This window comes from Nocardia abscessus NBRC 100374, assembly GCF_000308455.1.
GTDB lineage: Bacteria > Actinomycetota > Actinomycetes > Mycobacteriales > Mycobacteriaceae > Nocardia > Nocardia abscessus.
In genome coordinates, this window is record NZ_BAFP01000130.1 from 41,342 (window position 1) to 64,986 (window position 23,645).

At 69.5% G+C, this 23,645-nt stretch carries 23 protein-coding genes; 15 read left to right on the forward strand and 8 right to left on the reverse strand.

Features of this window, described 5'->3' with window-relative positions; translation table 11 throughout:
• Window positions 1-42 precede the first annotated feature (42 nt).
• The gene (locus ON19_RS26615; protein ID WP_043698684.1) at window positions 43-1,098 is read left to right on the forward strand and encodes a ferredoxin--NADP reductase; all 1,056 of its coding nucleotides are present in this window, start codon (window positions 43-45) and stop codon (window positions 1,096-1,098) included.
• 49 nt (window positions 1,099-1,147) lie between these two features.
• Here ON19_RS26615 and ON19_RS26620 read toward each other — a convergent pair whose 3' ends face one another.
• From ON19_RS26620 to ON19_RS26630, 3 genes are all read right to left on the reverse strand, one after another.
• The gene (locus ON19_RS26620) at window positions 1,148-1,906 is read right to left on the reverse strand and encodes a DNA alkylation repair protein (protein ID WP_043698686.1); all 759 of its coding nucleotides are present in this window, start codon (window positions 1,904-1,906) and stop codon (window positions 1,148-1,150) included.
• Window positions 1,907-1,940: 34 nt separating this feature from the next.
• Window positions 1,941-2,702, reverse strand: coding sequence for a glutamate racemase (locus ON19_RS26625; RefSeq protein ID WP_043698687.1), 762 nt, complete (start codon window positions 2,700-2,702; stop codon window positions 1,941-1,943).
• Between the two features lie 419 nt (window positions 2,703-3,121).
• On the reverse strand, window positions 3,122-4,318 hold the full coding sequence (locus ON19_RS26630) for an NAD(P)/FAD-dependent oxidoreductase (protein WP_043698689.1): 1,197 nt from the start codon (window positions 4,316-4,318) through the stop codon (window positions 3,122-3,124).
• A 219-nt stretch (window positions 4,319-4,537) separates the two neighbouring features.
• Here ON19_RS26630 and ON19_RS26635 point away from each other — a divergent pair, with 219 nt between their 5' ends.
• The 3 genes from ON19_RS26635 to ON19_RS26645 all read left to right on the forward strand — a co-directional run bounded on the left by ON19_RS26635 (window position 4,538) and on the right by ON19_RS26645 (window position 6,569).
• The gene (locus tag ON19_RS26635; protein ID WP_043698691.1) at window positions 4,538-4,894 is read left to right on the forward strand and encodes an SPW repeat domain-containing protein; all 357 of its coding nucleotides are present in this window, start codon (window positions 4,538-4,540) and stop codon (window positions 4,892-4,894) included.
• A 5-nt stretch (window positions 4,895-4,899) separates the two neighbouring features.
• Window positions 4,900-5,523 (forward strand): TetR/AcrR family transcriptional regulator, encoded by a 624-nt coding sequence (locus tag ON19_RS26640; RefSeq protein ID WP_169334225.1) that lies wholly within the window; start codon window positions 4,900-4,902, stop codon window positions 5,521-5,523.
• Window positions 5,524-5,612: 89 nt separating this feature from the next.
• Window positions 5,613-6,569, forward strand: coding sequence for a type IV toxin-antitoxin system AbiEi family antitoxin domain-containing protein (locus tag ON19_RS26645; protein WP_043698695.1), 957 nt, complete (start codon window positions 5,613-5,615; stop codon window positions 6,567-6,569).
• Window positions 6,570-6,688: 119 nt separating this feature from the next.
• On the opposite strand, the gene ON19_RS26650 is transcribed toward ON19_RS26645, so the two are convergent.
• Window positions 6,689-7,510, reverse strand: coding sequence for an alpha/beta fold hydrolase (locus ON19_RS26650; protein ID WP_043698697.1), 822 nt, complete (start codon window positions 7,508-7,510; stop codon window positions 6,689-6,691).
• A 97-nt stretch (window positions 7,511-7,607) separates the two neighbouring features.
• Here ON19_RS26650 and ON19_RS26655 point away from each other — a divergent pair, with 97 nt between their 5' ends.
• From ON19_RS26655 to ON19_RS26665, 3 genes are all read left to right on the forward strand, one after another.
• Entirely contained in the window at window positions 7,608-8,873 is a 1,266-nt protein-coding gene (locus tag ON19_RS26655) for an epoxide hydrolase family protein (protein ID WP_083899655.1), read from the forward strand.
• A gap of 127 nt (window positions 8,874-9,000) precedes the next feature.
• Complete coding sequence (locus ON19_RS26660) at window positions 9,001-10,008, forward strand: adenylate/guanylate cyclase domain-containing protein (RefSeq protein ID WP_043698737.1); 1,008 nt, start codon at window positions 9,001-9,003, stop codon at window positions 10,006-10,008.
• Window positions 10,009-10,056: 48 nt separating this feature from the next.
• On the forward strand, window positions 10,057-10,824 hold the full coding sequence (locus ON19_RS26665) for an RluA family pseudouridine synthase (protein ID WP_043698701.1): 768 nt from the start codon (window positions 10,057-10,059) through the stop codon (window positions 10,822-10,824).
• A gap of 699 nt (window positions 10,825-11,523) precedes the next feature.
• Here the strand turns inward: ON19_RS26665 and ON19_RS26670 are convergent.
• A complete protein-coding gene (locus tag ON19_RS26670; RefSeq protein WP_043698703.1) occupies window positions 11,524-12,126 on the reverse strand; it encodes a TIGR03086 family metal-binding protein in 603 nt (200 codons plus the stop codon).
• Between the two features lie 51 nt (window positions 12,127-12,177).
• Between ON19_RS26670 and ON19_RS26675 the strand changes: the two genes are divergently transcribed.
• The 3 genes from ON19_RS26675 (at window position 12,178) to ON19_RS26685 (ending at window position 14,327) form a co-directional block, all read left to right on the forward strand.
• Entirely contained in the window at window positions 12,178-12,615 is a 438-nt protein-coding gene (locus ON19_RS26675; protein WP_043698705.1) for a MarR family winged helix-turn-helix transcriptional regulator, read from the forward strand.
• A 181-nt stretch (window positions 12,616-12,796) separates the two neighbouring features.
• Window positions 12,797-13,582, forward strand: a complete 786-nt coding sequence (locus ON19_RS26680) for a metallophosphoesterase (protein WP_227954600.1) — start codon at window positions 12,797-12,799, stop codon at window positions 13,580-13,582.
• Window positions 13,583-13,649: 67 nt separating this feature from the next.
• Entirely contained in the window at window positions 13,650-14,327 is a 678-nt protein-coding gene (locus ON19_RS26685; protein ID WP_043698707.1) for a hypothetical protein, read from the forward strand.
• Here ON19_RS26685 and ON19_RS26690 read toward each other — a convergent pair.
• Entirely contained in the window at window positions 14,324-15,385 is a 1,062-nt protein-coding gene (locus tag ON19_RS26690; protein WP_043698709.1) for an AraC family transcriptional regulator, read from the reverse strand. The two genes, ON19_RS26685 and ON19_RS26690, sit on opposite strands and share 4 nt — an antisense overlap.
• 85 nt (window positions 15,386-15,470) lie before the next feature.
• Here ON19_RS26690 and ON19_RS26695 point away from each other — a divergent pair, with 85 nt between their 5' ends.
• From ON19_RS26695 to ON19_RS26710, 4 genes are all read left to right on the forward strand, one after another.
• Entirely contained in the window at window positions 15,471-16,937 is a 1,467-nt protein-coding gene (locus tag ON19_RS26695) for a flavin-containing monooxygenase (RefSeq protein WP_043698711.1), read from the forward strand.
• 66 nt (window positions 16,938-17,003) lie between these two features.
• The gene (locus ON19_RS26700) at window positions 17,004-19,127 is read left to right on the forward strand and encodes an ABC transporter ATP-binding protein (protein WP_227954599.1); all 2,124 of its coding nucleotides are present in this window, start codon (window positions 17,004-17,006) and stop codon (window positions 19,125-19,127) included.
• Window positions 19,127-19,864, forward strand: a complete 738-nt coding sequence (locus ON19_RS26705; RefSeq protein ID WP_043698713.1) for an energy-coupling factor transporter transmembrane component T family protein — start codon at window positions 19,127-19,129, stop codon at window positions 19,862-19,864. The genes ON19_RS26700 and ON19_RS26705 overlap by 1 nt, the downstream gene beginning before the upstream one ends.
• Before the next feature lie 619 nt (window positions 19,865-20,483).
• Complete coding sequence (locus ON19_RS26710; protein ID WP_043698715.1) at window positions 20,484-21,137, forward strand: DUF8020 domain-containing protein; 654 nt, start codon at window positions 20,484-20,486, stop codon at window positions 21,135-21,137.
• Window positions 21,138-21,258: 121 nt separating this feature from the next.
• Here the strand turns inward: ON19_RS26710 and ON19_RS26715 are convergent, their stop codons facing one another.
• Window positions 21,259-22,527: a lipase family protein gene (locus ON19_RS26715; RefSeq protein WP_051169344.1), complete on the reverse strand. Its 1,269-nt coding sequence runs from the start codon at window positions 22,525-22,527 to the stop codon at window positions 21,259-21,261.
• A 250-nt stretch (window positions 22,528-22,777) separates the two neighbouring features.
• On the opposite strand from ON19_RS26715, the gene ON19_RS26720 reads away from it, so the two are divergent.
• A complete protein-coding gene (locus ON19_RS26720) occupies window positions 22,778-23,422 on the forward strand; it encodes a cysteine hydrolase family protein (RefSeq protein WP_043698718.1) in 645 nt (214 codons plus the stop codon).
• Between the two features lie 43 nt (window positions 23,423-23,465).
• Here ON19_RS26720 and ON19_RS40735 read toward each other — a convergent pair whose 3' ends face one another.
• Window positions 23,466-23,642 (reverse strand): antitoxin, encoded by a 177-nt coding sequence (locus ON19_RS40735; protein WP_227954598.1) that lies wholly within the window; start codon window positions 23,640-23,642, stop codon window positions 23,466-23,468.
• Window positions 23,643-23,645 lie beyond the last annotated feature (3 nt).

Genomic DNA, 23,645 nt, shown 5'->3' on the forward strand with positions numbered 1-23,645 from the left:
TTTGGCGTCGCGGAATGCCCATGCCAGGTTCGAGAGGACGACATGACCACTGTCGAGGTTCCACACGGCTCGCGCTCGGTCGTGCTGCGGGTGTCCGCGGTCATCGCCGAGACGGCCGACACCCGCTCGCTGGTCTTCGACGTTCCCGACGAGCTGGCCGAGAAGTTCCGCTACCAGCCGGGACAGTTCCTCACCCTGCGCATCCCCAGTGACCGGACCGGCTCGGTGGCGCGGTGCTACTCGCTGGCCAGCTCGCCCTACACCGATGACCGCCCGAAGGTGACCGTCAAGCGGACCGACGGCGGCTTCGGGTCGAACTGGGTGTGCGACAACGTGCAAGCGGGCGACCTGATCGAGGTGCTGCCGCCCTCGGGCGTCTTCACCCCGAAGGACCTGGACGACGATCTGCTGCTGTTCGGCGCGGGCAGCGGCATCACGCCGGTCATGTCCATCCTGAAGTCGGCGCTGGCCCGCGGCAACGGCCGCATCGTGCTGGTCTACGCCAACCGCGACCACGAGTCGGTGATCTTCGCCGGCGAGCTGCGCGACCTGGCGGACAAGCACCCGCAGCGCCTCACCGTGATCCACTGGCTGGAATACCTGCAGGGCTTGCCGACCGCCGACGCGCTGGCCACCCTCGTCGCGCCGTATCGCGGCTACGACGCGTTCATGTGCGGGCCCAAGCCCTTCATGGACCGCGTGCACGACGCGCTCGCGCAACTGGGCGTGCCCCGCTCGCGCACGCACGCCGAGGTGTTCAACTCGCTGGCCGGCGACCCGTTCGCCGATCAGGCGCCGGTCGAGGTCTCCGACGAGGAGGCGGCCGACGCGGCGACCGTCGAGGTCGAACTCGACGGCGAAGTGCACGAGCTGAAATGGCCGCGCAAGCAGACGCTGGTCGACATCATGCTGGCCAAGGGATTGGACGTGCCCTATTCCTGCCAGGAAGGCGAATGCGGTTCGTGCGCTTGCACGGTGCTGGAAGGCAAGGTCGAAATGGACAACGCCGAAATTCTCGACCCGGAGGATATCGAGAACGGTTATATCCTCGGCTGCCAAGCGCACCCGGTGACCGACCACCTGAAGATCCAGTTCTGAGCCGACCAGGATCCCGAACGCAATTTTGCGTTCGCCCGGAATCGCGGCATTAACGGATCGATTGCGACGGTCGACGCGCGCGGTATCCCGCGCGGACTTCTGGCGGTAAATGCTCGGTCGCGTAGCTCAGCGCGGTGCGTCCCATGGCCGTGGCGTGCCGGTCGAGGAAGCCGGTCAGCAGGCTGCGGTCGACGCGCTTGCCGACTTCGCGCAGCATCCAGCCCAGCGCCTTCTGGATCAGGTCGTGGCGGTCGCCGAGCAGCAGTTCGCTCAGCGCGAAGGTGGTGGAGGCGTCGCCCGCTTTGATGAACGCGAAGGTGGACAGCAGCGCCACCCGCCGCTCCCACAGCGAGTCGGCTCGGGCCAGCTGGAACAGCAGGTCACGCGGCTTGTCCAGCAGCCACGGGCCGACGATCTGCTCCGCCGACACGTCCACGAGATCCCAGTTGTTCACTCGGCCGCGGCGCACGGCCGCCAGGTACAGCTCCACCATGGCGGCGCGGGCGGCATCGTCGAACGAGCGCGGCTTCGACGCCGCGGCGAATCGGGCGTTCAGAATGACCAGCGCGACGAACCGTTCCTCGTGCACCTCGCTGTCGAGCAGCTTGTCGACCTCGTCGAGCGGAAGCGCCGCGAAGCGTTTCGCGACACCACGGCTCGCCGGGACCCGGACGCCGACGAACACGTCACCCTCGCCGTACTCGCCGGGGCCGGTCTTGAAGAACCGCCGCAGGTGCGTCGCATCAGCCGGATTCGCCAGTTCCCGCAGGGCCGCCTGCACGTCGGCCGCGGTCACCGAGTCGGTCATCGCACCGTGTTCCTGTTGCGAACCGCTCGGCGGCTCACGCCTGTGCGCCCAGAACGCGTCCGGACTCGAACGCGGCCGCGCTGGCGGGCAACGCGCCGGGCTCGCCGCTGTTGAGCACCCGGACCTCCCCGGTGCCGGTGCTGGGGCGGCCGAGCGCGTCGATGCGCCGAATGGTCTGCGCGGCAACGGCTTGCGCGCTGTCGAACAGGCGCACGCCGTCCGGCAGCGCGGCCACGATCGCGTCGGTCACCAGCGGGTAGTGGGTGCAGCCGAGCACCACGCCTTCGACGTCCTGCGGCGTCCGCGCGGCGGCGTCGGCGATCGCGTCGTGGGCGGTGGCCAGATCACCGCGGTCGATGGCGTCGGCCAATCCGTGGCACGCCACGCCCACCACGTCGGCGTCGCCGCCGAATTTCGCGATCAGATCGGCCTGATACCGGCTCGCCGTGGTCGCCGCCGTGGCCCAGACCGCTACCGATCGGCATACGGCCGCGGCGGGCTTGATCGCGGGCACGGTGCCGATCACCGGCACGTCGGGCCCGACATCCGCGCGCACGTGCTCCAGCGCCGTAACGCTGGCCGTATTGCACGGCAGGACGATCACCTCGGCCCCCATCCGGAGCGACGTCCGCGCGGCGTTCACCACCCGCTCGACCACCCAGTCCTCCGGCTTCGGCCCCCACGGCGCGCCATCCGGGTCCAGTTGCAGCAGCAGATCCACATCCGGCCGCAACTTGCGTAACCAGGCGGAGGTGGGCAGCAACCCCAGACCAGAGTCGATGAGCGCGACGATCACCGCACCACCGTATTACAGCCCCACCGACAGCCACGCGACCGCTCATGCCCCGGCGCACCCTCCGGCAACAGCCGCAGGCCGCCCCGGCCTCGGCGGATCGGACCTTCGCCGAACGCCCGCGATCCGAGACGCGCGGTGCCGTCAGCGGGACCCGATCGCCGCCCGGGCTCCATCGGCGAAATGGGATCGCGGCCACCCGCAACTCGGCGGGGCAGTACACCCAGCTGCGAGGTCTGCCACCGGTCCGCCCGAGCAACCGCGCGGAACTCTCGGTGATCACCATGCTCAGGAATTCGAGCCGGCACGAGCGCGATGCCGGACACCGGCCGGACCGAACCGATCGCGACGTTGTCGCCCACCCGGCACGTTCTGCAGAACCGCCGGCAGCCCGCCGCGACGTTGTCGCGCGACCGGCGCGTTCAGCTGGGCGCCAGCAGCTCGGTCACCGGAGCGCCCGCCGCGATCTTCGCGCGCGCCTTCATCACCTGAGCGGTCATACCCGCGCCGACGACGCCGGTGAGGTTGCCGCCCTGGGAGTAGTAGGCGAGGAACTTACGGCCGTCGTCGGAGGCGATGTGCACCTCGTCGGACGCGCCGGGGGTGCCCAGCGCCTGGATCTTGACGTCGTACTGGTCGCTCCAGAAATAGGGAACGCGCGCCGCCGTGGGCGGTTCGGCGCCCAGCAGCGCGCAGGCGACCAATTTGGCCTGTTCGCCCGCGTTGGTCCAGTGTTCGACGCGTTTGCGCGAACCGGTGTCGTGCAGCCACGCCGCCACGTCACCGACCGCCCACACGCCTTCGGCGGAGGTGCGCCCCACCTCGTCGGCGAGCACGCCGCCACCGGCCGACGGTTCGGCCAGCGCGATTCCGGAATCGCTCAGCCATTCGGTCACCGGCCGCGAACCCACGCCGATCACGACGAGATCGGCGGCGATCTCGGTGCCGTCGGACAGCCGGGCGCCGCGCACCCGCCCCGCGTCGTCGCCGAGAAGAGTCTCCACGCCGATACCGCAGCGCAGGTCGACCCCTTCCGCACGGTGCGTCCGCGCGACCAGTTCGCCCACTTCCTGGCCGAGCACCGAGGCCAGCGGCGTCGCCTGCGGTTCGACCAGCACGACGTCCACCCCCTGCGCCCGGAAACTCGCCGCGAGCTCGCAGCCGATGAAGCCCGCCCCGACGACGAGCGCCGTGGCAGCGCCGGTCAGATCGGCGCGCAGGGCGACGGCGTCGGAATGGCCGCGCAGCACGTGCACGCCGGCCAGATCGGGCAGGCCGGGCAGGCGGCGCGGGCGCAGGCCGGTGGCGACGATCAGCTGGTCGTAGTCCAGCGTCGTGCCGTCGGCGAGGCGAACGCGGCGCGCCGCGGTGTCGACGCCGACCGCTTCGGTGCCCAACCGCAACTCGATCTGCTTCTCGTCGTAGAACTCGCCCGGACGCAGGGTGGTGTCGTCGGTTTCGCCGCGCACGAACTGCTTGGACAGCGGCGGCCGGTCGTACGGCAACCGCGACTCGTCACCGACCAGCACGAGCGCACCGGCGTACCCCGCGCGGCGCAGTTCCTCCGCGGTGCGCAGGCCGGCGAGGCCGGCTCCGACGATCACGATCGGCGCGGTCATACGGCCATCCCTTCTTTGGAACCCGGCCGCCGATTCCCCGGGAAACCAGCGGTGCGACGAAGCCCACCCTAACCTCTGCTTGGTTCACGCCTCTGTGAGGACGGTCACGTCGCGGCGGGCGAGCGACTGTCGCGCAATCGTTTCCATTCCGATATTGATCGGGCGGTCAATCAGAGTTATACCGAGGAAAGAACATATTCCCAGCCCGAGGAGGCACACATGTTCACCGAGAGCCGCGCGCAAGATTTCCTGGCTGTCGTGCTCGGAGCCTTCGCCGCACTGTCCCCCCTCTGGGTGGACACCAACGACAACGCCATGTGGTCGCTGATCGTGCTCGGCGTGCTCATCGCCCTCACCGGTCTCGCACAGATGGCCCGCCCCGAGATGGCGGCGGCGGACTACGTGATGGGCCTGTGCGGCGCACTGCTGTTCATCTCCCCCTGGGTCATGGACTTCACCGAGTACCGCAGCGCATCCTGGACCGCATGGGTGGTCGGGGTAGTGACGGCGGTGGTCGCGGTAGCGGCGCTGCCGATGGTGTCGGGACGTCTGCACGACATGGCTCCGCATCACTGATGCAGATGCCCAAAACCCGGCGCGCCGGGCGTCGCCGCAGCGCCAAAGCCGACGGCGACGCCCGGCAGCTCATCCTCGACGCCGCGGAGAAGCTCTTCGCGGCACAAGGATTCGACGCCACCGCGACGGCGGCCATCGCCGCCGCGGCGGGCGTCCCCAAAGGACTCGTCTTCTACTACTTCCCCACCAAGGATTCGATCCTGTCCGCCTTGATGTCCGAGCGGGTGCCCGCGCAGCCGATCGATGACATCGGGACGGTGGTGGCGCCGGGCGATCCGGCGACCAGCCTGGTCAATCTCGATGCCGCCCTGAACCTGCGCGACCACCACTCGTCGGTGCTGCGGGTGATCCTGTGGCGGGAGGCCGACACCCATCCCGACGTGCGACGGCAACTGCGCCGCCTGCGCGATCAAATGCTCGACGTGACCGCCAAGGTGCTGCAGGCGAGCGCCCCGGCCCCGGTCCGCCCCGGAACCCTGCGGGCATGCGCCGCGGCCTGGGTCTCGGCGATGTTCGCCATCGCCAGCACGGACCGGCTGCACGCGCTCGACGGAGTGCCGCTGCCCACCGCCGACGAAGTGCTGAACGTGGCCCGAGTGGTCGCGGCGGGCATGACCCAGATGGGCTGAACGCACCGGAGTTATCCACAGCAGGCGTGTTGTCCACATTCGCCCGCGCGGTGGGTGTCCTGGCGGCGCCGGTCGCTCACGATCGTCGTATGGAAGCACCGCAACTGATCTCGCGTAAGCAAGCGCTGGCATCCGGTCTCTCCGACAAGGCCCTGCACCGGTTGTGCCGAACGGGGAAATGGCAGCGGCTGCGGGCCGGGCACTATCTGGATTCGCCTGCGTCCGGTCTCGGCGCGACCGGGCTACATCTGCTGATGACGTTGGCGACCGCGGAGTCCACGTCCGAGTCCGCCATCACGAGCCACTGCTCGGCGGCGGTCCTGCACGGAATGGCGATCTGGGGCATCCCGCTGGACCGCGTTCATCTCACCAGGAACCGGATCAACGGCGGTCGGCTGAGCAGGCGGCTCGTGGTCCATTCGGCCCAGGTGGAGCCGGACGAGATCACCCTGGTCGACGACATCCGAGTGACCACCCCGGCGCGCACCGTCCTCGACATCGCCCGCTCGGAAGGCTTCGAACAATCCGTCGCTCTCGGGGATTCCGCCTTGCGCCAGGGCCTGACCACCGCGACGGAACTGCGCGAACATCTCCGCAGGGCCAGGCACCGGCCGGGATGCCGCAGGGCCGCCCTCGTCCTCGACTTCCTCGACGGCCGTAGCGAGAGCGTCGGAGAATCCCGCAGCCGGATCATGCTGCGGCAGCAGGGTTTCCTCGCTCCCGAAGTGCAAGCACGCGTCTTCTCCGATAGCGAGATATGCGTCGGTCGGGTCGATTTCCTGTTCCCCGACTTCGGGGTGATCGGCGAGTTCGGCGGAAAGGCCGAGTACCGGACCACATCGCGAGCCCTGATGCCCGCCGAACAGGCGGTCACCGCGGAAATGCTGCGTGACGACCAACTGCGTGCACTCGGCTGGACGGTCGTCCGCTGGACCTGGGACGACCTGTCCGCTCCCGGCCGACTGGCCGAGCGCCTCCACACGGCGTTCCGCACCGCCGCGGGCGATCGCCGCTCCGGCTATTGGACACCCACCCCCGCATTCTGATCCGCACTTCCACCGTCCCGACGAACGCGAAGAGGCGTCCCATGAGCCATTGCCCGAGCACAGGCCCTCGCCCGCCGAGGGGTAGTGGGCGAGATACCGGTGATGCGGTTTACGGGCACTCAGGCGCGCCGGGTGAGGAAGTCGGTGACGTCGGTGGCGAAGCGGGGGTGCTTGATCGCGCCCATGTGGCCCGCGCCGGGGTAGATGACGAGGCGGGAATCGGGGATTCCGTCGGCGGTGCGACGGAACGTGGCGAGGCTGTAGGCGGCGTCTCGTTCGCCGCCGACGACGAGCGTGGGCGCGTGTATCTCGCCGAGGCGCTCGCCGAGGTCGAAATCGTCCTCGGCGAGGAGGAAGGCATGCGTGTCGGCGGGGTCGGCCGGCCGGTTCAGCGGATCGAGCAACCACATGGCGGCGGCCGCGAAACGAGCGGCGACGGGCGAGGATACGGCGCTCGAGGCCAGGTGGTGCATTGCCCGGCGGCCGCGCAGAGCGGCTTCGGCGTAGCGCATCTGGCTTTCCTTGGCGATCGGATCCAAGCGGTATCCGGACGACGCGATGACGAGGCGGCGCACCACCTCCGGATGATCGGCGGCCAGTTGCAGCGCCACCGAGCCGCCGGAGGAAATGCCCAGCACGTCGACCGGCTCGCCGAACTCGCCGCGCAGCGCGTCCGCGTGCTCGGCGGCGATCTCGCCCATCGTGACGCCCTCCGCCATGCCCGGCGCGCGGCCCACCGCGTAGACGCGGAAGTTCCGGGCGAGCGGCCCCAGCGTCTTGATCTCGGAGTCACGCATCCACCCGCGGGGGTTCGCGTGGTCGGGGCTGAACCACCGGAGAAACACCAGCGGCCGACCGGAGCCGATCGCGAAATAAGGCAGGCCGTGCGCCCACACGCCCTCCGTGACCTCGAACCCGGCAGCCCGTCCGTTCTTGCCCACGATGTCCTCCGATCAGCGACCCGTCCCTCGTCCCGACGCTATCGGAGTGCGCCGTGGGGTGCGATGACCTCTCTGGTCAGCGGAGCATACTTTTCGCGTGAGTCACGAGCCTTTGTCACATGGAGTCGAGACGCGTCCTTTCCCGCTGGATCCCACACCCATCCACGTGCCCGACGAGGTTCTGGCCGACCTGCGCGTACGGCTCGACCTGACCCGATGGCCGGTCGACGCGGGCAACGAGGACTGGTCCTACGGTGTCTCGCGAGATTATCTGCGGGAGCTGGTCGAGTACTGGCGCACCGGCTACGACTGGCGCGCGGCGGAGGCCGCGATGAACGCCTACGAACACTACTTCGTCGAGATCGAAGGCGTGCCGGTGCATTTCCTGCGCAGGCCGGGCGTCGGGCCGAACCCGACGCCGTTGATCCTCACCCACGGATGGCCATGGACCTTCTGGCACTGGGCGAAGGTGGTCGACCCGCTGGCCGACCCCGGGGCCTTCGGCGGCGACCCTGCCGAAGCGTTCGACGTGATCGTCCCGTCGTTCCCCGGGTTCGGCTTCTCCGCACCGCTGCCCGACAACCCGGATATGAACTTCTGGAAGGTCGCCGACCTCTGGCACGTCCTCATGACGGAGACGCTCGGTCATCCGAAGTACGCCGCGGCGGGATGCGATGTCGGCGCGCTGGTCACCGGCCAGCTCGGGCACAAGTACGCCGACGAGCTGTACGGCATCCACATCGGCTCCGGCCAGAAGCTCACCCTGTTCGACGGCGACCGGGGCTGGGACATCAGTGGCGGCAGGCCCATTCCCGAAGGCATACCTCCCGGCGTGCACGCACGGATCATCGAGCTGGAACGCCGTTTCGCCGTCCACCTGGCCGCACAGGTGCTCGAACCGAGCACCCTCGCCTACGGATTGTCCGACTCCCCGGCCGGGATGCTCGCCTGGATTCTGCAACGCTGGGTGAGCTGGAGCGACAACGGCGGCGACATCGAGTCCGTCTTCGGCAAGGACGACCTGCTCACCCACGCGATGATCTTCTGGGTCACCAATTCCATCGGCACGTCGATCCGCACCTACGCCAACAACCATCGCTACCCGTGGACCCCCTCGCACGACCGGCAGCCCCCCATCGAGGCCCCCACCGGCATCACCTTCGTCGGCTACGAGAACCCGCCCGGCGTCACCACCGACCGCCGTGTGCAGAACTTTCGCGACAGCGACCGCGGCGCTTGGTACAACCACGTCAACCTCACCGTCCACGATCGCGGCGGTCACTTCATCCCGTGGGAGATACCGGGCCGGTGGGTCGAGGATCTGCGCCGCACCTTCCGCGGCCGCACCCCGTCCACTGCCTAGTACCGCCTGCCTGGTACCGCCGAGAAAGCCGTCGCCGCGGAAGCGAATCCGCCGTCGGGTAGTCGGCGGTATGTGAACTCCCCCAATGGGGGCCGAGTCGTCGGATATGGCCCGTAAGGTACCGATCATGGCCACCGAGAGGTCCGAGCTGGTGCAGTCGGTCGTCGAGTCCTACCTGCTCGACGGAGCACGCCGGTACAACCGCACCGAGGTCGCCGAGCAGTCGGGGACGACGACGGCGCTCACCACGCGCTTGTGGATGGCGCTCGGTTTCCCGTCGAGCATCGGTGACGAGGCGGTCGACTACGCCGACGCCGATGTCGCGGCGGTGCGCAACTTCGAGCAGCTGACCGTGTTGTCCTCGGCGGACACCCGGCAGCAGTCGGCGACCGCGCGCACGCTCGGCCAGGGCATGGCCCGTCTGGCGGAATGGCAGGTCGACCTGGTGCTGGCGGAGATCGAGGAGCGCATCGCCCGGGCGGATCCCGACGCCGACCCGGAGGAGACGGTGCGCGCCGCCACCGAGGGCGCCATCGCCACGCTCGAGCAGCTGAACACCTATGCGTGGCGGCGGCATCTCGCGGCGGCGCTGTCGCGCTCGCTGGACCCGGGGACGAGTGCGGGTGAGTCGGTGCGCGAACTGGCTGTCGGTTTCGCCGACATGGTCGGCTACACCAGGCTGACCAGGCACCTGCATCCGGACGAACTGTCCATGCTGCTGGAGGCGTTCGAATCCACCACCACCGCCGCCATCACCGAGAACGGCGGATGGGTGATCAAGAACGTCGGCGACGAAGTCATGTTCGCCACCGAGAGCGCCACCGAGGCCGCCCGCATCGCCCTCGCCATCCAGGAATCCACCATGATGGTCGGCGGCACCCCGGATCTGCGCGTCGCCGTCGCCTACGGCCCGGTACTGCAACGCTTCGGGGACCTGTACGGCTCGGTGGTGAACATCGCCTCGCGACTCACCGGCGTCGCGCGGCCGGGCACCGTCCTGATCGATGACCACGCTGCCACCGCACTGGAGGGCGACCCGGCATTCACCATCAGGCACCTGCGCAGCGTCCGGGTGCGCGGCTTCAATCGCCTGCGGCCGCACCTGCTGCGCCACAACGGCAAGAACGGCAAGTAGCCGCGACCGCGTGCCGCCTGCCCGCGACGGCCGCCCTAGGCTCGTCCGGTGGACACGGACTGGTCACAGCTGCGCGCGCGTTCCCTCGTCGACGAGGACGCGGCGATTCTGGCCCTGCACAAACCCGCCGGCATCTCCGTCACCGGCGAGCGCCACGACACCGACCTCGTCGAGCTGGCGGCCGCGGCAGGCGAAACGCTGTATCCGGTGCACCGGATCGACAAAGTGACCTCCGGCCTGATCCTGTTCGCCAAGGAACTCCGCGCGCACGGCGAGCTGACCAGGCAGTTCAACAAGCAGACCGCCGACAAGGCGTACCTGGCCGTCGTCGCGGCCACCGATCTGCCCGATACCGGCGTGTTCGATCTGCCGCTCAGCGTGGGACGGAAGAACCGGGTGCGGATCGCGGCGCCGCGCGAAAGCATCCGCCATTCGGCGGGCCGCTGGTTCGTCGACGACGCCGACCTGCTCCCGGCCAAGAACTACCCCTCGCTCACCCACTTCGTGACGGTGCTGCGCGGCCCGGCGCACACTGTGCTCGCGCTGCGTCCGGTCACCGGCCGCCGCCACCAGATCCGCGTCCACCTGGCCTGGACCGGGCATCCGATCGTGGGCGACCCGCTGTTCGACCGCTCCGCCGCCCACCAGCGGACCTACCTGCACTCCTGGCGCCTGGCCCTGACCGCCTCGTGGCGCACCCCGCCCGAACTGTCGCTAACCGCCGAGCCCGACACCGATTTCTGGCGCCCGCTCGGCGAATCCACAGCACCGCCCCCGCTGGACCACGCAGCCGACCTCCTGCACGCAATCCGGTAGCCACACCCGCCGCCCCTTTCGTTCTCCACACCTCCTGCCGTCGCCCCACCTGGGCATCGCCGGGTGCGAACATCCCAAACGCTGTGCGGCGACACTGGTGAGGCTCAGCGACGGACTCGCCCCTGCGCAAGCCGTCGACCGCTGCGAGAGCGGGGAACGGTGCGCAAGGAAGTCCAGCGGTGTGACCCGCTTCGTCCCGCTCGAGCCGCAGGCAGCGATGCGCGGTTCTTCCACAGTCATCCCCAGATGGATCACCCGGAGCGCACGCCCGGCAGGTGCAGAAGCGCCGCAAAGGTCCGACGGGCCACCCGCGCGGCTCGGCCTGTTCGAGGAGCCGCCCCGAACGCAGTTCGTGCACAGTCGTCCCCAGGCGGATTGCCCAGGGCGCACAGTCGGCACAAAGGGCGGAAGCATCCCAGGAGGGGCCGCCGGGCCACCCGCGCGGGTCAGCTCGACGAGTTGAAAGGGCGCCGCCGCCGCGCCGTTCTTCTCCAGCCGGATCACCCAGGGCACACAGCCGGTCCGAGGGACCAGGAGCCTGTCCGAGGGGTGCGCCGGGCCGCGCAAGCGGATCACTCGGCCAGTGAGCGACCACCGGCGTGCGGTTCGCCCACACTCATCCCCAGTGCGAATCGCCCAGCGGCCCGCCCGAGGGGCAGAAGCCCGGCAGGAGGGGTTTGGCCGACCCGCTCGAGCAGGTCAGTTCGGCCAGTTCGGTGAGCGGCCGAGGGCCAGCAGGATTCGGTCGAGGGTCGATGTCTGTCCCGGCACGGTCAGCGCTGGGGCGAAGACCGCGCCGGGGGCGGAGCGTTCGGGGCCGTCGGGGACGGTGAGTGCGATGTTCAGCGCTTCATCCGCCAGGGCGGCATCGAGCGTGACGGTCGCACCGATCGATCGCGCGACGTCCCAGGCGTGGACGACGCTGTCCACCAGATGGAAGCCGATCACACGGTCGGCGGGGATGCCCTGGTCCGGCAGGATTTCCGCGAGCACGAGCGCGCGCTCGAAGACGTCCTCGGCGGCGAACGCGGCCAGGACGTCGTCGGCGGAGACGCGGTAATCCGCCACCGGATCGGCGGACGGGCGCACGGCCCAGACGCCGAGATCGTCGCCGCCCCGCGCGGCGTCGGCGAAGCCGTGGTTCTGCGCGATCATGTGTTCCAGCAGGTCACGAAGACGCCAACCCGCACAGGGAGTTTCGGCATCCAGCTGGTCGGGGCGCACACGGGCGACGACGTCCACGCTCAAACGAACGGACCGAGCGTGCCTGGCCCGCAAATCTTCTACCGAGTTAGTAAGCATTTGCTTATCGTATGTGCAAGCTTACAATTTGCCAAGCAGTATCGTCGGTCCATGCCGAACGCCCGTCCCGATCTCGCCGCGATGATCGCGCCGCTCATCCGGACGCTCATGGCCGCCGAACTGCCCATCCTGGAGCGCCACGAGCTGTCGATGTGGGGCTACTCCGTCCTCCTCGGACTGGGCGCCGAACCCGTCTACACCCAGGCGGCGCTGGCCAAGGCGATCGGCGCGGACAAGACCCGCATCATCGGCGTGCTCGACGAGCTACAGCGCCGCGGCCTGATCACGCGCGAACCGGACCCGACGGACCGGCGCGTCAACCTGGTGTCGATCACCGACGTGGGCCGTGCCCTGCGCGACCGCGCCCAGCGCGACATCCAGGCGGGTGAGGACCGACTACTCGAGCAGCTTCCCGAACCGGACCGCCGCACCTTCCTGCGCGCCCTGCGCACACTCTCCGACGCGGTGTCCGAACGCTCCACGTCCTGATCCGCGAGACGGCACCCGCGCATTTCACAATGTGATCTCGAGCATAGTTCGACGGGGACCTTTCGCACGGTGGCGAGCGTCATGACGACGCGTAATACGCAGGTCAATTAGCCTGATGACGTGCGGCGGCCGCGGCGCGCGCACACTCTGACGCAGTGCAGCGAACCCCTAGCGAAAGCGAATGCCGATGATCCTGGTGGCTCAGGTCAGCGACACACATTTCGATCTCGGCACCCGCAATGCCGAGCGTGTGCAGCGGGTGATGGCGTTCATCGCCGGCCTGCGCCGCAGACCGGACGCCATCCTGGTGACCGGCGACGTCACCGAATCCGGCAAACCCGAGCAGTACGCGGAGGCCAGGCTCGCGTTCGACGCCGAGATCCCGCTGTACGCCATCCCCGGCAATCACGACGACCGCGCGGGCTTCCGCACGCGCCTGCTCGGTGAGCCCGCGTCGGACACCCCGATCAACCGCACGCATCGCATCGGCGACCTCACCATCGCGCTGCTGGATTCCAGCGTTCCCGGGGAGGCGGGTGGACGGCTCGCCGACGAGACCTACCAATGGCTGGACGAGGTGCTCGGCGCGGCCCCTGCGGGCAAGCCGATCCTGCTCGCGCTGCACCACCCGCCTGCGCACCTGTTCAGCCCGATCGTGGACGGGATCTCCCTCGCCGAGCCGCAGCGGCTGGCAGAGCTGGTAGCCGGTGACGACCGGATCGTCGCGGTACTGACCGGGCACGCGCATTCCGCCGCGACCACCACGTTCGGGGGCCGCCCGCTGCTGGTGGCCCCCAGCACCGCGTCGGTGCTGAGCGGCGAGTGGGAACTGGACATGCCCGACCACGTCATGGACTACGCGCCGGACCCGGCGGTCGCGCTGCACGTCATCGGCGACGACCAGCGGATCACCACCCACTTCCGGACCGTTCCGCTGGGCGGCCGGATCGGCGTGCAACCGGCCTGAGGGCGGTTTACCCGGCACGAGCCGGGGCAATCGGGAGGCACACGACGCCTACCCGGGAGGATTCGCCATGGTCGATCTACCAGCCGCAGTGGTGAAGAACGCGTTCGCGGCCGGAGCACGGATCCGGCATGCGCGAGTGTTCCACCCGACGGGTTTGCACCTGGCCGGTCGCCTGCACGCGGAACCCGAGTTCGAGCCGCTCTTCGGCAGTGGCGAGCGAGCGGTCATCGCACGGTTGTCCAAGGGCGTCGGGCTCCCGGACGGGCTGCCGGATGTGCTCGGCTTGGCGTTCCGAGTGCTCGTCCATGACGACCAGCCTTGGGATTTCGCGCTGGCCACCACCGGCCGCGGACCGCTGGGCAGGCTGGTGATCACCCCCGCCCGCGGCTGGGCCAGCGCACGCTACGGCTGCCTGATGCCCTACCGGATCGACAACTCCGCGCCCACCTGGTTCTTCGCCGAGCCGGACAGCGTGCAGCCAGGGTCGGCGTCGCTCGAGTCGATGCAAGCCCACCTGCAAGAGGACCTGGTGAGCTTCACCCTCACCGCCAGCCGCCTCGGCGGACCCGCCTGGCGGGTCGCCGAACTCACGCTGCGTCCGGCCGAATCCGCCGAGCACCGGACGGACTACTTCGATCCGATGCTCAACCACCCGCCCGAGGTGGAGCTGTTCCCCAAAGCCATCGGCAAGATCCGCGAGCTGGCCTACACCGGCAGCCGCAGCGGCCGCGGCGAAGGGGCTTAACGCCGGACGACGCGTTCGCGGCGATAGGCCGCCGGGGTGTTACCGGTCCACCGCTTGAAGGCGAAGATGAACGTCGAGGCTTCGGCGTAGCCGAGCCGGATCGCTACGTCGCTCACCGATAGCGGTGTGGCGGTGAGCATTTCCTCCGCCAATGCCCGTCGCACTTCGTCCAGCAACGCGCGATAACTGGTTCCGGCCGCGTCGAGGTGGCGCCGCAGCGTGCGGGTGCTCATATTGAGATCGTTCGCCACGGCGTCGATGCCGGGTGGTGCGGCGAACCCGTCCGCGCCGCCGCGCGGCACCAGGCGCTCGCGCACCTCGGCCGCGATGCCGGTGCGGGCCCTGCGGCGGTGGACCAAGTCCCGGCACTGCGCCAGGCACATCGCCCAGGTGTGCTCGTTGGCCTGCGGCAGTGGTTGTTCCAGCAGCATCGGTTCGATCGCGAACAGGTTGCGCGACATGCCGAAGCGCGGCGGCACCACCGTCACCTCCGTGATCCGCTCCGCGTAGGCGGGTGCGGGGAAACGGAATTCGGCCCGCGTCAGCGGCAAGCACGTGCCGAGCAGGTCGCTCATCACCTGATGCATGGCGGTGACGTCGCGTTCGACGAGGAATTGGCGCACGTCCGCGGGCACCGATTCGTCGTGCACCACCGCGACGAACTCGCCCTCGCCCCACTCGGCGACCGGCAGGCAGAACGTGAAGCTGAGATCCAGGTAGCGCAGCGCGAAGCTGATCGCCTCGCCGAGCGTCGGGCTGCTGACGCAGGCGAAGCCGAAGATGCCGAAGGTGGTGATCCGGTAGCGGCGGCCGATCTCGACGCCGAGCGCGGGCCGGTCGGCGAGTTCGCGAACGAGATTTCGGATGACCGCCAGTTCGGTGTGTGCGTCGATCTGCGCGTCCGGATCCCGCAACTGCTGCTCGGTGAGGCCGGTGCCCCGCAGCATGCGCGCGACGGGCACGTCGTGTTCGGCCGCGTAGCCGACCATCAGCGCCACGCTGGCCACCCCGCGCGGAAAGTTCCAATCGCGGATTTCCGGATCCTGCACCCGCTCCACGCGGACATTATGGCCGAATTTCTCGATACCACGGCACAGCGGCTCCTACAGTGGAGACAGTTACGGTCGCAGTGAGGAGTGTCACATGACAGCGCGCAGCAGGCCATCGATCCTCATCATCGGCGCGGGCTTCGGCGGCATCGGCATGGCGATCGAGCTGCGCCGCAACGGCTTCGACGACATCACCATCCTGGAGCGCGCCGCCGACATCGGCGGGGTGTGGCGGGAGAACACCTACCCCGGCGCCGCCTGCGACGTGCCGTCCCCGCTGTACTCGTACTCGTTCGAACCCAAGCCGGACTGGCCGCAGCGGTACTCGGGGCGTGCCGCCATTCACCGATACCTGCGCGGCGTCGCCGAGCGGCACGGCGTGCTGGCGGCGATCCGTTTCGGCACCGGCGTCACCGACGCGGAATTCGACGACGCCACCGGCCGGTGGACCGTCCGCACCGCCGACGGGGGCAGCTGGATCGCAGACGTACTGATCTCGGCGGTGGGTCAACTGTCGCGGCCGTCTCTGCCCGCCATTCCCGGCGTCGAGACGTTCGCGGGCCCGTCGTTCCATTCGGCCGAGTGGGACCATGAGGTCGACCTCGACGGCAAACGCGTAGCCTGCATCGGCACCGGGGCCAGCGCCATTCAGTTCATCCCGGAGATCCAGCCACGGGTCGCCCAGCTCACGCTGTTCCAGCGCACGCCCGCCTGGGTGATCCCCAAATTCGACACCGATTACTCGCCGATCCAGCACAAACTGTTCGCGCGGGTGCCGGGCGCGTTGCTGGCCGAACGGTTCGGGTGGTGGTCGATCGCCGAGTTCGTCTCGCTCGGGCTGGTCGAGGTGCCCGCGATCGCGCGGTGGGTGGCCCGCATCGCCTCCCGGCACCTGGCCGAACAGGTCGAGGACCCGCAGCTGCGAGCCAAGCTCACCCCCGACTACCCGATCGGGTGCAAGCGCGCGCTGTTCTCCAACGACTACTACCCCGCGCTCACCCAGCCGAACGTGCGCGTGGAGACCACCGCCATCAGCGAGATCACCCCGCAGGGCGTACGCACCGCCGACGGAGCGCTGCACGAGGTGGACGTGGTCATCTACGGCACCGGCTTCAAAGGCACGGAGTTCCTCTGGCCGATGGACATCTACGGCCGCGGAGGCCGCAAGCTGGCCGACGCCTGGGCCGACGGCGCGCACGCGTACTACGGCATCACGGTGCCGGACTTCCCGAACCTTTTCCTCGTCTACGGGCCCAACACCAATCTCGGCGTCGGCTCGATCATCTACATGATCGAGTCGCAGGCTCGCTATATCCGCCAGGCGGTGCAGTTGCTGGCCGACCATCCCGGCCACTGTGTCGACGTCCGCGCGGACCTGGAGGAGGACTACAACACCGCGCTCCAGCAACGCTTGGCCCGCACCCCGTGGAACTTCTGCTCGAGCTGGTACCGCAACGCCGCGGGCCGCATCACCAACAACTGGCCCGGCTCGCAGACCAGCTACCGCCGCCGCACCCGTCGCCTCGACCCTCGGCACTACACGCTCACTCCGGTCTCGTGACCGACGAAGGCCCCGCTCGATTTCGCCGTCACCCGGCACCGCCCGCCGGGCTGGCAGACTTGTGCTGTGAATGAACTGGACCGTCCGCGCGAATCGGATCAGCGGGGGCCGCTGCGTCCGATCGAGCTGGCCACCGGCGCCGTGCTGGGCGGAGCCACCGTCGGGCTGGTGACCATCGGATCGGTGGTCCCGTTCGCCGCCGCGCTGAATCTGGTCGCCGCGGTCCCGATCGGGCTGATCGCGCACCGCTTCCGGCCGCGCGCCGTGGTGACCGCGACCATCGCGGCCACGCTGGTCACCTTCGTGGCAGGCGGTATGGCGGCGGCGACGGGATTGCTCGCCGCGGCCACCATGGGCGGAATCATCGGGAGCGTGAAGCGCCGCCGCGGCGGTGTCGTGGCGGTATTCGGCCTTTCCGTGCTGGCCGGGTTGGTGTGGGCCGCGCTTGCCGTCGGGTCGCTGTTGGCGCTGTCGAGCGCGCGCAACCTGTTCTTCGACAACATCCGCAATCTCGCGCGCGGACTGCAGGATCTCGCCGCCCAGGTGCAACTGGCTGCTCTCGGGCAGCTCGCGGCGGAACTGGCCGACTCGGTGCTGCGCTGGTGGTGGGTGTGGATCGGCGGCGGCGTCGCGCTCGGCATGGTGGCCACCGGGGTGTTCTCCTGGTATGTCCTCGGATCGGTACTGGACCGGCTGGACTGGCTGCCCGGCTCGGACCGGCTCGACGCCCCGGTCGACGACCGGCCCATCGCCCCGCTGCCTGTGACGCTGCGCGACGCCGGATTCCGCTACCCCGGCGGGGCGCGCGAGGCGCTCAGCGGCGTCGACCTGACCGTGGAGGTCGGCGAATTCGTGGCCGTGGTGGGACACAACGGTTCGGGCAAGTCGACGCTGACCCGGCTGCTGGCAGGGCTGCCGCCCACCTCGGGATCGGTGCAGCGGCCCGGGTCGGCCGGGCTCGGGCGGCTCGGCGGGACGGCTCTGGTACTGCAGCGACCGGAGAGCCAGACCCTCGGTGTGCTCGTCGCCGACGACGTCGTGTGGGGCTTGTCCGCGCAGCTGGCCGCCGAGGTGGACGTCGAGGGACTGCTCGGCGAAGTCGGTCTCGCCGGGATGGGCGGCAAGGAGACCGCCGCGCTCTCCGGCGGGCAGCAGCAGCGGCTCGCGGTCGCGGCGGCGCTGGCCCGGCGGCCCGCGCTGCTGATCGCCGACGAGGCGACCTCGATGATCGATCCGGACGGACGCCGCGAACTGGTGGAACTGCTGGCCGCACTGCCGAGACGGCACCCGATGGCCGTGGTGCTGGTCACCCACCACGAAGCCGATGCCGCGGCCGCGGACCGGGTGGTGCACTTGGCCGCAGGCCGTTCGGTCGCACACCTGCCCGCGTGGCCACGACCGGCGCGCGACGAGCGCCGCAGGCCGATGGGCGAGCCGATTCTGGAACTGCGCGACGTCCGGCACGTCTACAACCGCGCGACGCCGTGGGAAGCGCCCGCCCTGCACGGCGTCGACCTGTCCGTCCGGCAGGGCGAGGCGCTGCTCATCGTGGGCGGGAACGGCTCGGGCAAATCCACCCTGGCCTGGATCATGGCGGGTCTGATCGAACCGAGTTCCGGTCGCTGCGACCTGCGCGGGAAGCCGATCAGCAAGCAGATCGGGCGGGTCGAGCTGGCGTTCCAGCATTCCCGCCTGCAATTGCAGAAGCAGACCGTCGGCGCGGAGATCGCGGACTGGGGTGGGCGGGCCACGGGCTCCGGTGCGGTCGGGCGCGCGCTGGACGCGGTCGGGCTGGACCGGTCGCTGGCCGCACGCTCGATCGAGGAACTCAGCGGCGGCCAGGCCAAACGGGTGGTGCTCGCCGCCATCGTGGCCAGCCATCCCCAAGTGGTCGTGCTCGACGAACCGCTGGCCGGTCTCGACCCGGAGGGCCGGGCCGACGTGGTGGAGCTGCTCGCGCGGCTACGGGATTCCGGATTGACGCTGATCGTCATCTCGCACGACGTGGCCGACATGGCGGCGGTGTGTGATCGGACGGTACATCTGCGGTCGGGACGAATCCTGGGCGCGGAATCCGCATGGGAGGCCGCGCCGGTGCCCAGCAAAGCCGCCGCGCAGGCCGATTCCGGTCCGGGGGCGCTGCGTACGCCGGGTGAAACCGCCTGGCGATTCGAGCACGGAGGTCGATGATGAGCACCGTTCTGCTGCGTCAGGTGCCGGTCGCCAGTCCGGTGCACCGGCTGTGGGCGGGCACCAAGATGATCGGGGTGTTCCTGATCAGCCTGGTGCTGATGTTCATGCCCTCCTGGCCGGTGCTCGGGCTCATGACGGCGTTCCTGGTGTCGGTCGGCGTCACCGCCCGGTTGCCGCTCAGCACGCTGCCACGCCTGCCCTGGTGGTTCTGGGCGTTGTTCGTCGTCGGCGGCTTGATCACCGCGCCGGTCGGCGGCGCTGCGGTGCTGCGCTACGCGCAGATCGCGACGTTCACCCTGATCCTGGTGGCCGCGTCGTTCCTCATCGCGTGGACCACACCGATGGGCGACATCGCGCCCGCCCTCGCCAAATTGGGCGCGCCGTTGCGCCGACTGCGGCTCCCGGTCGACGAATGGGCTGTCGTCGTCGCCCTCACCCTGCGCGGTCTGCCCTTGCTCATGGAGGAGATCCGGGTGCTGCGGGCCGCTCGCCGGCTGCGCCCCAAAGACGGCATGCTCGCCCGCGCGGCCGACAACCCGCTCATCGACATCCTCACCGCGGCCATGGCGGTATCCACCCGCCGCGCCGGTGAACTGGGCGAGGCGATCACCGCGCGCGGCGGCACCGGCCAGCTCACCGCCCACCCCAGCGCTCCCGGCCGCCGCGACGCGCTCGCGCTCGCGCTGGTCTTCGGTGTGTGCCTGGGCTCCGTCGCCCTGCACCTGCTGCTCTGAACTCGGGCCGGAAAGGCCGGAGAGAAAGCCTCCGGTGAATTCTGTCGCCGGTATTCGCGGGATGTTTGCGGGTTGCCGGACATCATCCGATTCGAGAACCGGCATGCGGACACCGGTTCCCGACCGTCGGGTTCAGCACAGCGGTTGTGCGTTGCGTCGGCAGCCATCGGCTCCGGTCGGTGTTCCAGGTCTGGTCGCGCCACCCTTCCTGCCGCCCAGTTCCTGGCCGCTCGAGCGGAACGACGGCATCCGCGCACTTGCGCTCGCGCGCGATCCCACGAAAGCCAATGGCGTAGTTGGCCTTACGACCGGCGTGGCCGAACCACCGTGAACTCGATCGAGGACGGGTCCGCAGCGCCGCGGACCCGTCATGTCGGCGACAGCCGCCACGCTACGTTCGCATTGAATAGCGAGACGCTATAACCCCATGAGAGCCGGGAAAGCCGAAAGGTTACCCCCGAAAATCAGGTCCTAAACCCCATCAGCCACAGTACAGTTACCACTCAGAAGTAGCTGTCTTCTAGATCACATTACGGACGTACATGCCGATGGGGGAAGGAATTCGGCGTGTGCCGCGTTCTCTATTGCTCGAGACCTGATGAAGATTGGAAACCGAGAAATGATTCTCCGGAAAGTCACCGCCGCTGCCGTCCCACTCATCGCCGCGCTCACGGTAGGGGCCGGTGTCACGCACGCGGAACCCGCCGCGGCGCCGGTCCCGAACATCGCCTACGAGGCCGAGCTGATCGGGAACAAGATCGTCACGACGCTCACCGCGGGCACGTTCGACGTGCGCGGCGACGCCGTCGACATCAAGGATGCGGCCGGAAACGTCGCGGTCACACTGCCACTCGCTTTCCGGCAGGACGGCCTCGAATATCCCATGCCGCACGCCGTGCGCGACGCGGGCCGGGTACTGGAGCTGACCGTCGTGAAGGACGCGGCACAGGCCCGCCCGGCGGTCACGCCGGTCGCGTCCCCGTTCGAGAACCAGCGGGCGATGGACGCGTTCCTGTCGCAGTTCGGCATCGCCACCGCGGTCGGCGGGTTCATCGGCACGGTGATCGGCGCACTCGTCGGACTGACCGGCCTCATCGGCGGACCGATCGGTATCGGCACCGTACTCGCCGGCGCGGGCATCGGCGGCATCATCGGCACCATCGTCGTCGGTGGACCGGCTCTGATCATCGCCGGTATCGATCTGCTGAGCACGCTGGCCGCCCAGCCCGGCACCACCAAGTGGATGGACACCACCGGCCGTCCGCAGAACTGACCGGTTCCCGCCGCACGACGCGCACCGAATCGACTGTGATTCGGTGCGCTTTCGTCTGTGCGCCCGGTGGGGCTCGTCCGCGGCCGCGCGCGCCCGCCACCGCGGTCGGAGGATCACCCGTCTACCGCTCGCGGCATCCCGGAGCGACAGGCAGACCCGCGAATCGTTCGGCCAGGAAGTTCATCGCGCCCGGAGCCTCGCCGATCGCCGCAGGGTTGTGCGTGGGCAACATCGAGTGCACCGAGGTGACGGTCGCTCCCCGCGCGCAGTAGCGGCCGACCAGGTCGGTGAACCCCGCCACGGGAATCACGTCGTCGGTGAGGCTGTGATACAGGTACATCGGCGCCGCCGGCGCGCTGCCGCCGAGTTCCTGGGCGTCGGTCGCGGCCCGGAAGGCCGGATGCGACAGCAGATCCGGGACGAGGGCGAAGTCGTCGACCCGCGCGCCCGCGTACTTCGGCACCAGATCGGACCCGCAGGCCGCGCCGTTCTCGACCAGCGCCGCGTGCCCTCGATCGTTGAGCAACTCCAGCAACCCACCGCCGGGATCGTTGCGGGCGAGCGCGAACAGGATCAGCAATGCCAGTCCCGCCTGCACGGTGCCGTCCGCTTCGCGCGCTATGGCAGGCCAGTCGGCCGGAACGCCGCCCGAGGTGAGCCCCGCGAACTGGACGTCCGGCGCGTACCACGGCTGTATCTGCGCGGCCCACAGCGTGGCGAACGCACCGCCGGAGTAGCCCCAGGCGCCGATCGGTGTCGCGGGTCCGAGTCCGGCAGGCGGGAAGTCACGGGCCGCCCGAATGCCGTCCAGCACACCCCGTCCGGAGTTCATTCCGTCGAGGAAACGGGACCACGGCCCCTCGTAGTCGCTGACCACCACCGCCCACCCGTGGCGTAGCGCCTCCGCCATGAACGGCGTGTCGATCAGCGTGTTCACGGCACCGGTGTCCCAGCCGCCGCGCAGCGCGAACGACGGCGCGCACCGCGTGCCCAGACTGTCCTCGGGGACCTGGTAGGACAGCAGTGGCCGCGCGCCGGGACCGAACCAGGGCAGCATCGGGACCATGACGGTCGCCACATCCGCGAGGGGCTCGTCGCCCGCGTCGGTGCTGCGGTACTTCACCTGCCAGGTCGAAATGGGCAGAGGTAGACCGAACAGCGCGATCGGGCGGGAATCCAGCACGGCGCCGTTCCGGTAGTCGTCGAGGTTCGCGGGTGCCGCGTAGAACGGGTCCAGATCCGGCGGCGGTAGCTCGGCGTACGCCGCGGGGGCGGCGCTCAGGACGGCGACCAGAAAGGTCAGAGCCGCCAGTACGGCCCGCAGGATCGCCGTGCGCACAGGCCGGTTGCTCGCCCACGCGATGGCGGGCGCTCGCTGAACATCCTTCATCAGGGCCTCCCCAGTCCCGGCGAGGCGCGAGTGTCTCCGGTGCGTTCGGCGCCGAACCACCCGGCCTCCAGAACTCAACGGTACTGCGGCGTCGACCACCTCGGCAACGGTCGATCGCAGGTCACACCCACCGCCGGTGGTGTCCGCCGGACTGGCTACAGTGGTGACGAAAACGCCCCTAGCGCAATCGGATAGCCGTCGGGCGCCACCGCCCGAGCGGCGCGGGCGCAACGCAGAGGAGTAGCCGAGTATGCGGCATGGCAACGGACTGGACATCCCCGAAGGACTCGCCGACGTGTGCGCCCCGGACCGGATGGCGGTGATCGTCTACGACATGCAGGTCGGCGTCCTCAGCCAGTTGCCCGACGGTCAGGAGATCATCGAGCGCGTGGTGCGGGTGGTCGACGCGGCGCGCTCGGGTGGCTACCCGGTGGTCTTCCTGCGCCATTTCTTCCTGCCCCAGCGCCTCAGCGGAGCCTTCGCGCTGCGCATGGCCATGAACTGGCAGCAGGTGGATTCGGTGGACGAGGTGCGCTTCATCCTGCAGCGCGACACCCCGGCCTTCGAACTGGTCCCGGAGTTGCGGCCGCGCGCTGACGAGGTGGTGTTCGACAAGACGTCGATGTCGGCATTCGAAGGGACGCCGCTGGCCTCGATGCTGCGCGACCTGCGCATCGGCGCCTACGCGATCGCGGGTGTCGCCCTGGAGATCGGCATCGCGCCCACGGTCGCGCACTCCACCGACCTCGGGTTCGTCCCGGTGGTGATCAGCGACGCCGTCGGCGGCCGGGACGAAGCGGCCATGGCGCGGGCCTACGACGACTTCGCATTCCAGGGCCACACGCTGGTGACCGATATCGCCACCATCACCCCGCTGCTCACGGGCGCTCACTGACCCGAGAACGGGACCCGGGCGAGGCCGGGTCCCTTTGGATCGTTCACTGCTCCCGCAAGGCCTTCTTGGCCGCGTCCTGGGCGGTGTCTACCTGGCTCGCGTACTTCTTGCCCGTCTTCTCGTCCACGAGGTCGCCCGCCTTGTCGATGACCGCGTCCAGCTTGTCCGCGTTCTTCTGGGCCAGGTCCATCGCTTTGCCTGCCAGGTTCTTGAAGTCCACCGT

Excerpts from the sequence above, each read along its gene's own strand:
- ON19_RS26615 (WP_043698684.1), top strand. The coding sequence starts at position 43 with ATGACCACTGTCGAGGTTCCACACGGCTCGCGCTCGGTCGTGCTGCGG.
- ON19_RS26620 (WP_043698686.1), bottom strand. The coding sequence starts at position 1,906 with ATGACCGACTCGGTGACCGCGGCCGACGTGCAGGCGGCCCTGCGGGAA.
- ON19_RS26630 (WP_043698689.1), bottom strand. The coding sequence starts at position 4,318 with ATGACCGCGCCGATCGTGATCGTCGGAGCCGGCCTCGCCGGCCTGCGC.
- ON19_RS26635 (WP_043698691.1), top strand. The coding sequence starts at position 4,538 with ATGTTCACCGAGAGCCGCGCGCAAGATTTCCTGGCTGTCGTGCTCGGA.
- ON19_RS26640 (WP_169334225.1), top strand. The coding sequence starts at position 4,900 with ATGCCCAAAACCCGGCGCGCCGGGCGTCGCCGCAGCGCCAAAGCCGAC.
- ON19_RS26645 (WP_043698695.1), top strand. The coding sequence starts at position 5,613 with ATGGAAGCACCGCAACTGATCTCGCGTAAGCAAGCGCTGGCATCCGGT.
- ON19_RS26660 (WP_043698737.1), top strand. The coding sequence starts at position 9,001 with ATGGCCACCGAGAGGTCCGAGCTGGTGCAGTCGGTCGTCGAGTCCTAC.
- ON19_RS26670 (WP_043698703.1), bottom strand. The coding sequence starts at position 12,126 with ATGCTTACTAACTCGGTAGAAGATTTGCGGGCCAGGCACGCTCGGTCC.
- ON19_RS26675 (WP_043698705.1), top strand. The coding sequence starts at position 12,178 with ATGCCGAACGCCCGTCCCGATCTCGCCGCGATGATCGCGCCGCTCATC.
- ON19_RS26680 (WP_227954600.1), top strand. The coding sequence starts at position 12,797 with ATGCCGATGATCCTGGTGGCTCAGGTCAGCGACACACATTTCGATCTC.
- ON19_RS26685 (WP_043698707.1), top strand. The coding sequence starts at position 13,650 with ATGGTCGATCTACCAGCCGCAGTGGTGAAGAACGCGTTCGCGGCCGGA.
- ON19_RS26695 (WP_043698711.1), top strand. The coding sequence starts at position 15,471 with ATGACAGCGCGCAGCAGGCCATCGATCCTCATCATCGGCGCGGGCTTC.
- ON19_RS26705 (WP_043698713.1), top strand. The coding sequence starts at position 19,127 with ATGAGCACCGTTCTGCTGCGTCAGGTGCCGGTCGCCAGTCCGGTGCAC.
- ON19_RS26710 (WP_043698715.1), top strand. The coding sequence starts at position 20,484 with ATGATTCTCCGGAAAGTCACCGCCGCTGCCGTCCCACTCATCGCCGCG.
- ON19_RS26715 (WP_051169344.1), bottom strand. The coding sequence starts at position 22,527 with ATGAAGGATGTTCAGCGAGCGCCCGCCATCGCGTGGGCGAGCAACCGG.
- ON19_RS26720 (WP_043698718.1), top strand. The coding sequence starts at position 22,778 with ATGCGGCATGGCAACGGACTGGACATCCCCGAAGGACTCGCCGACGTG.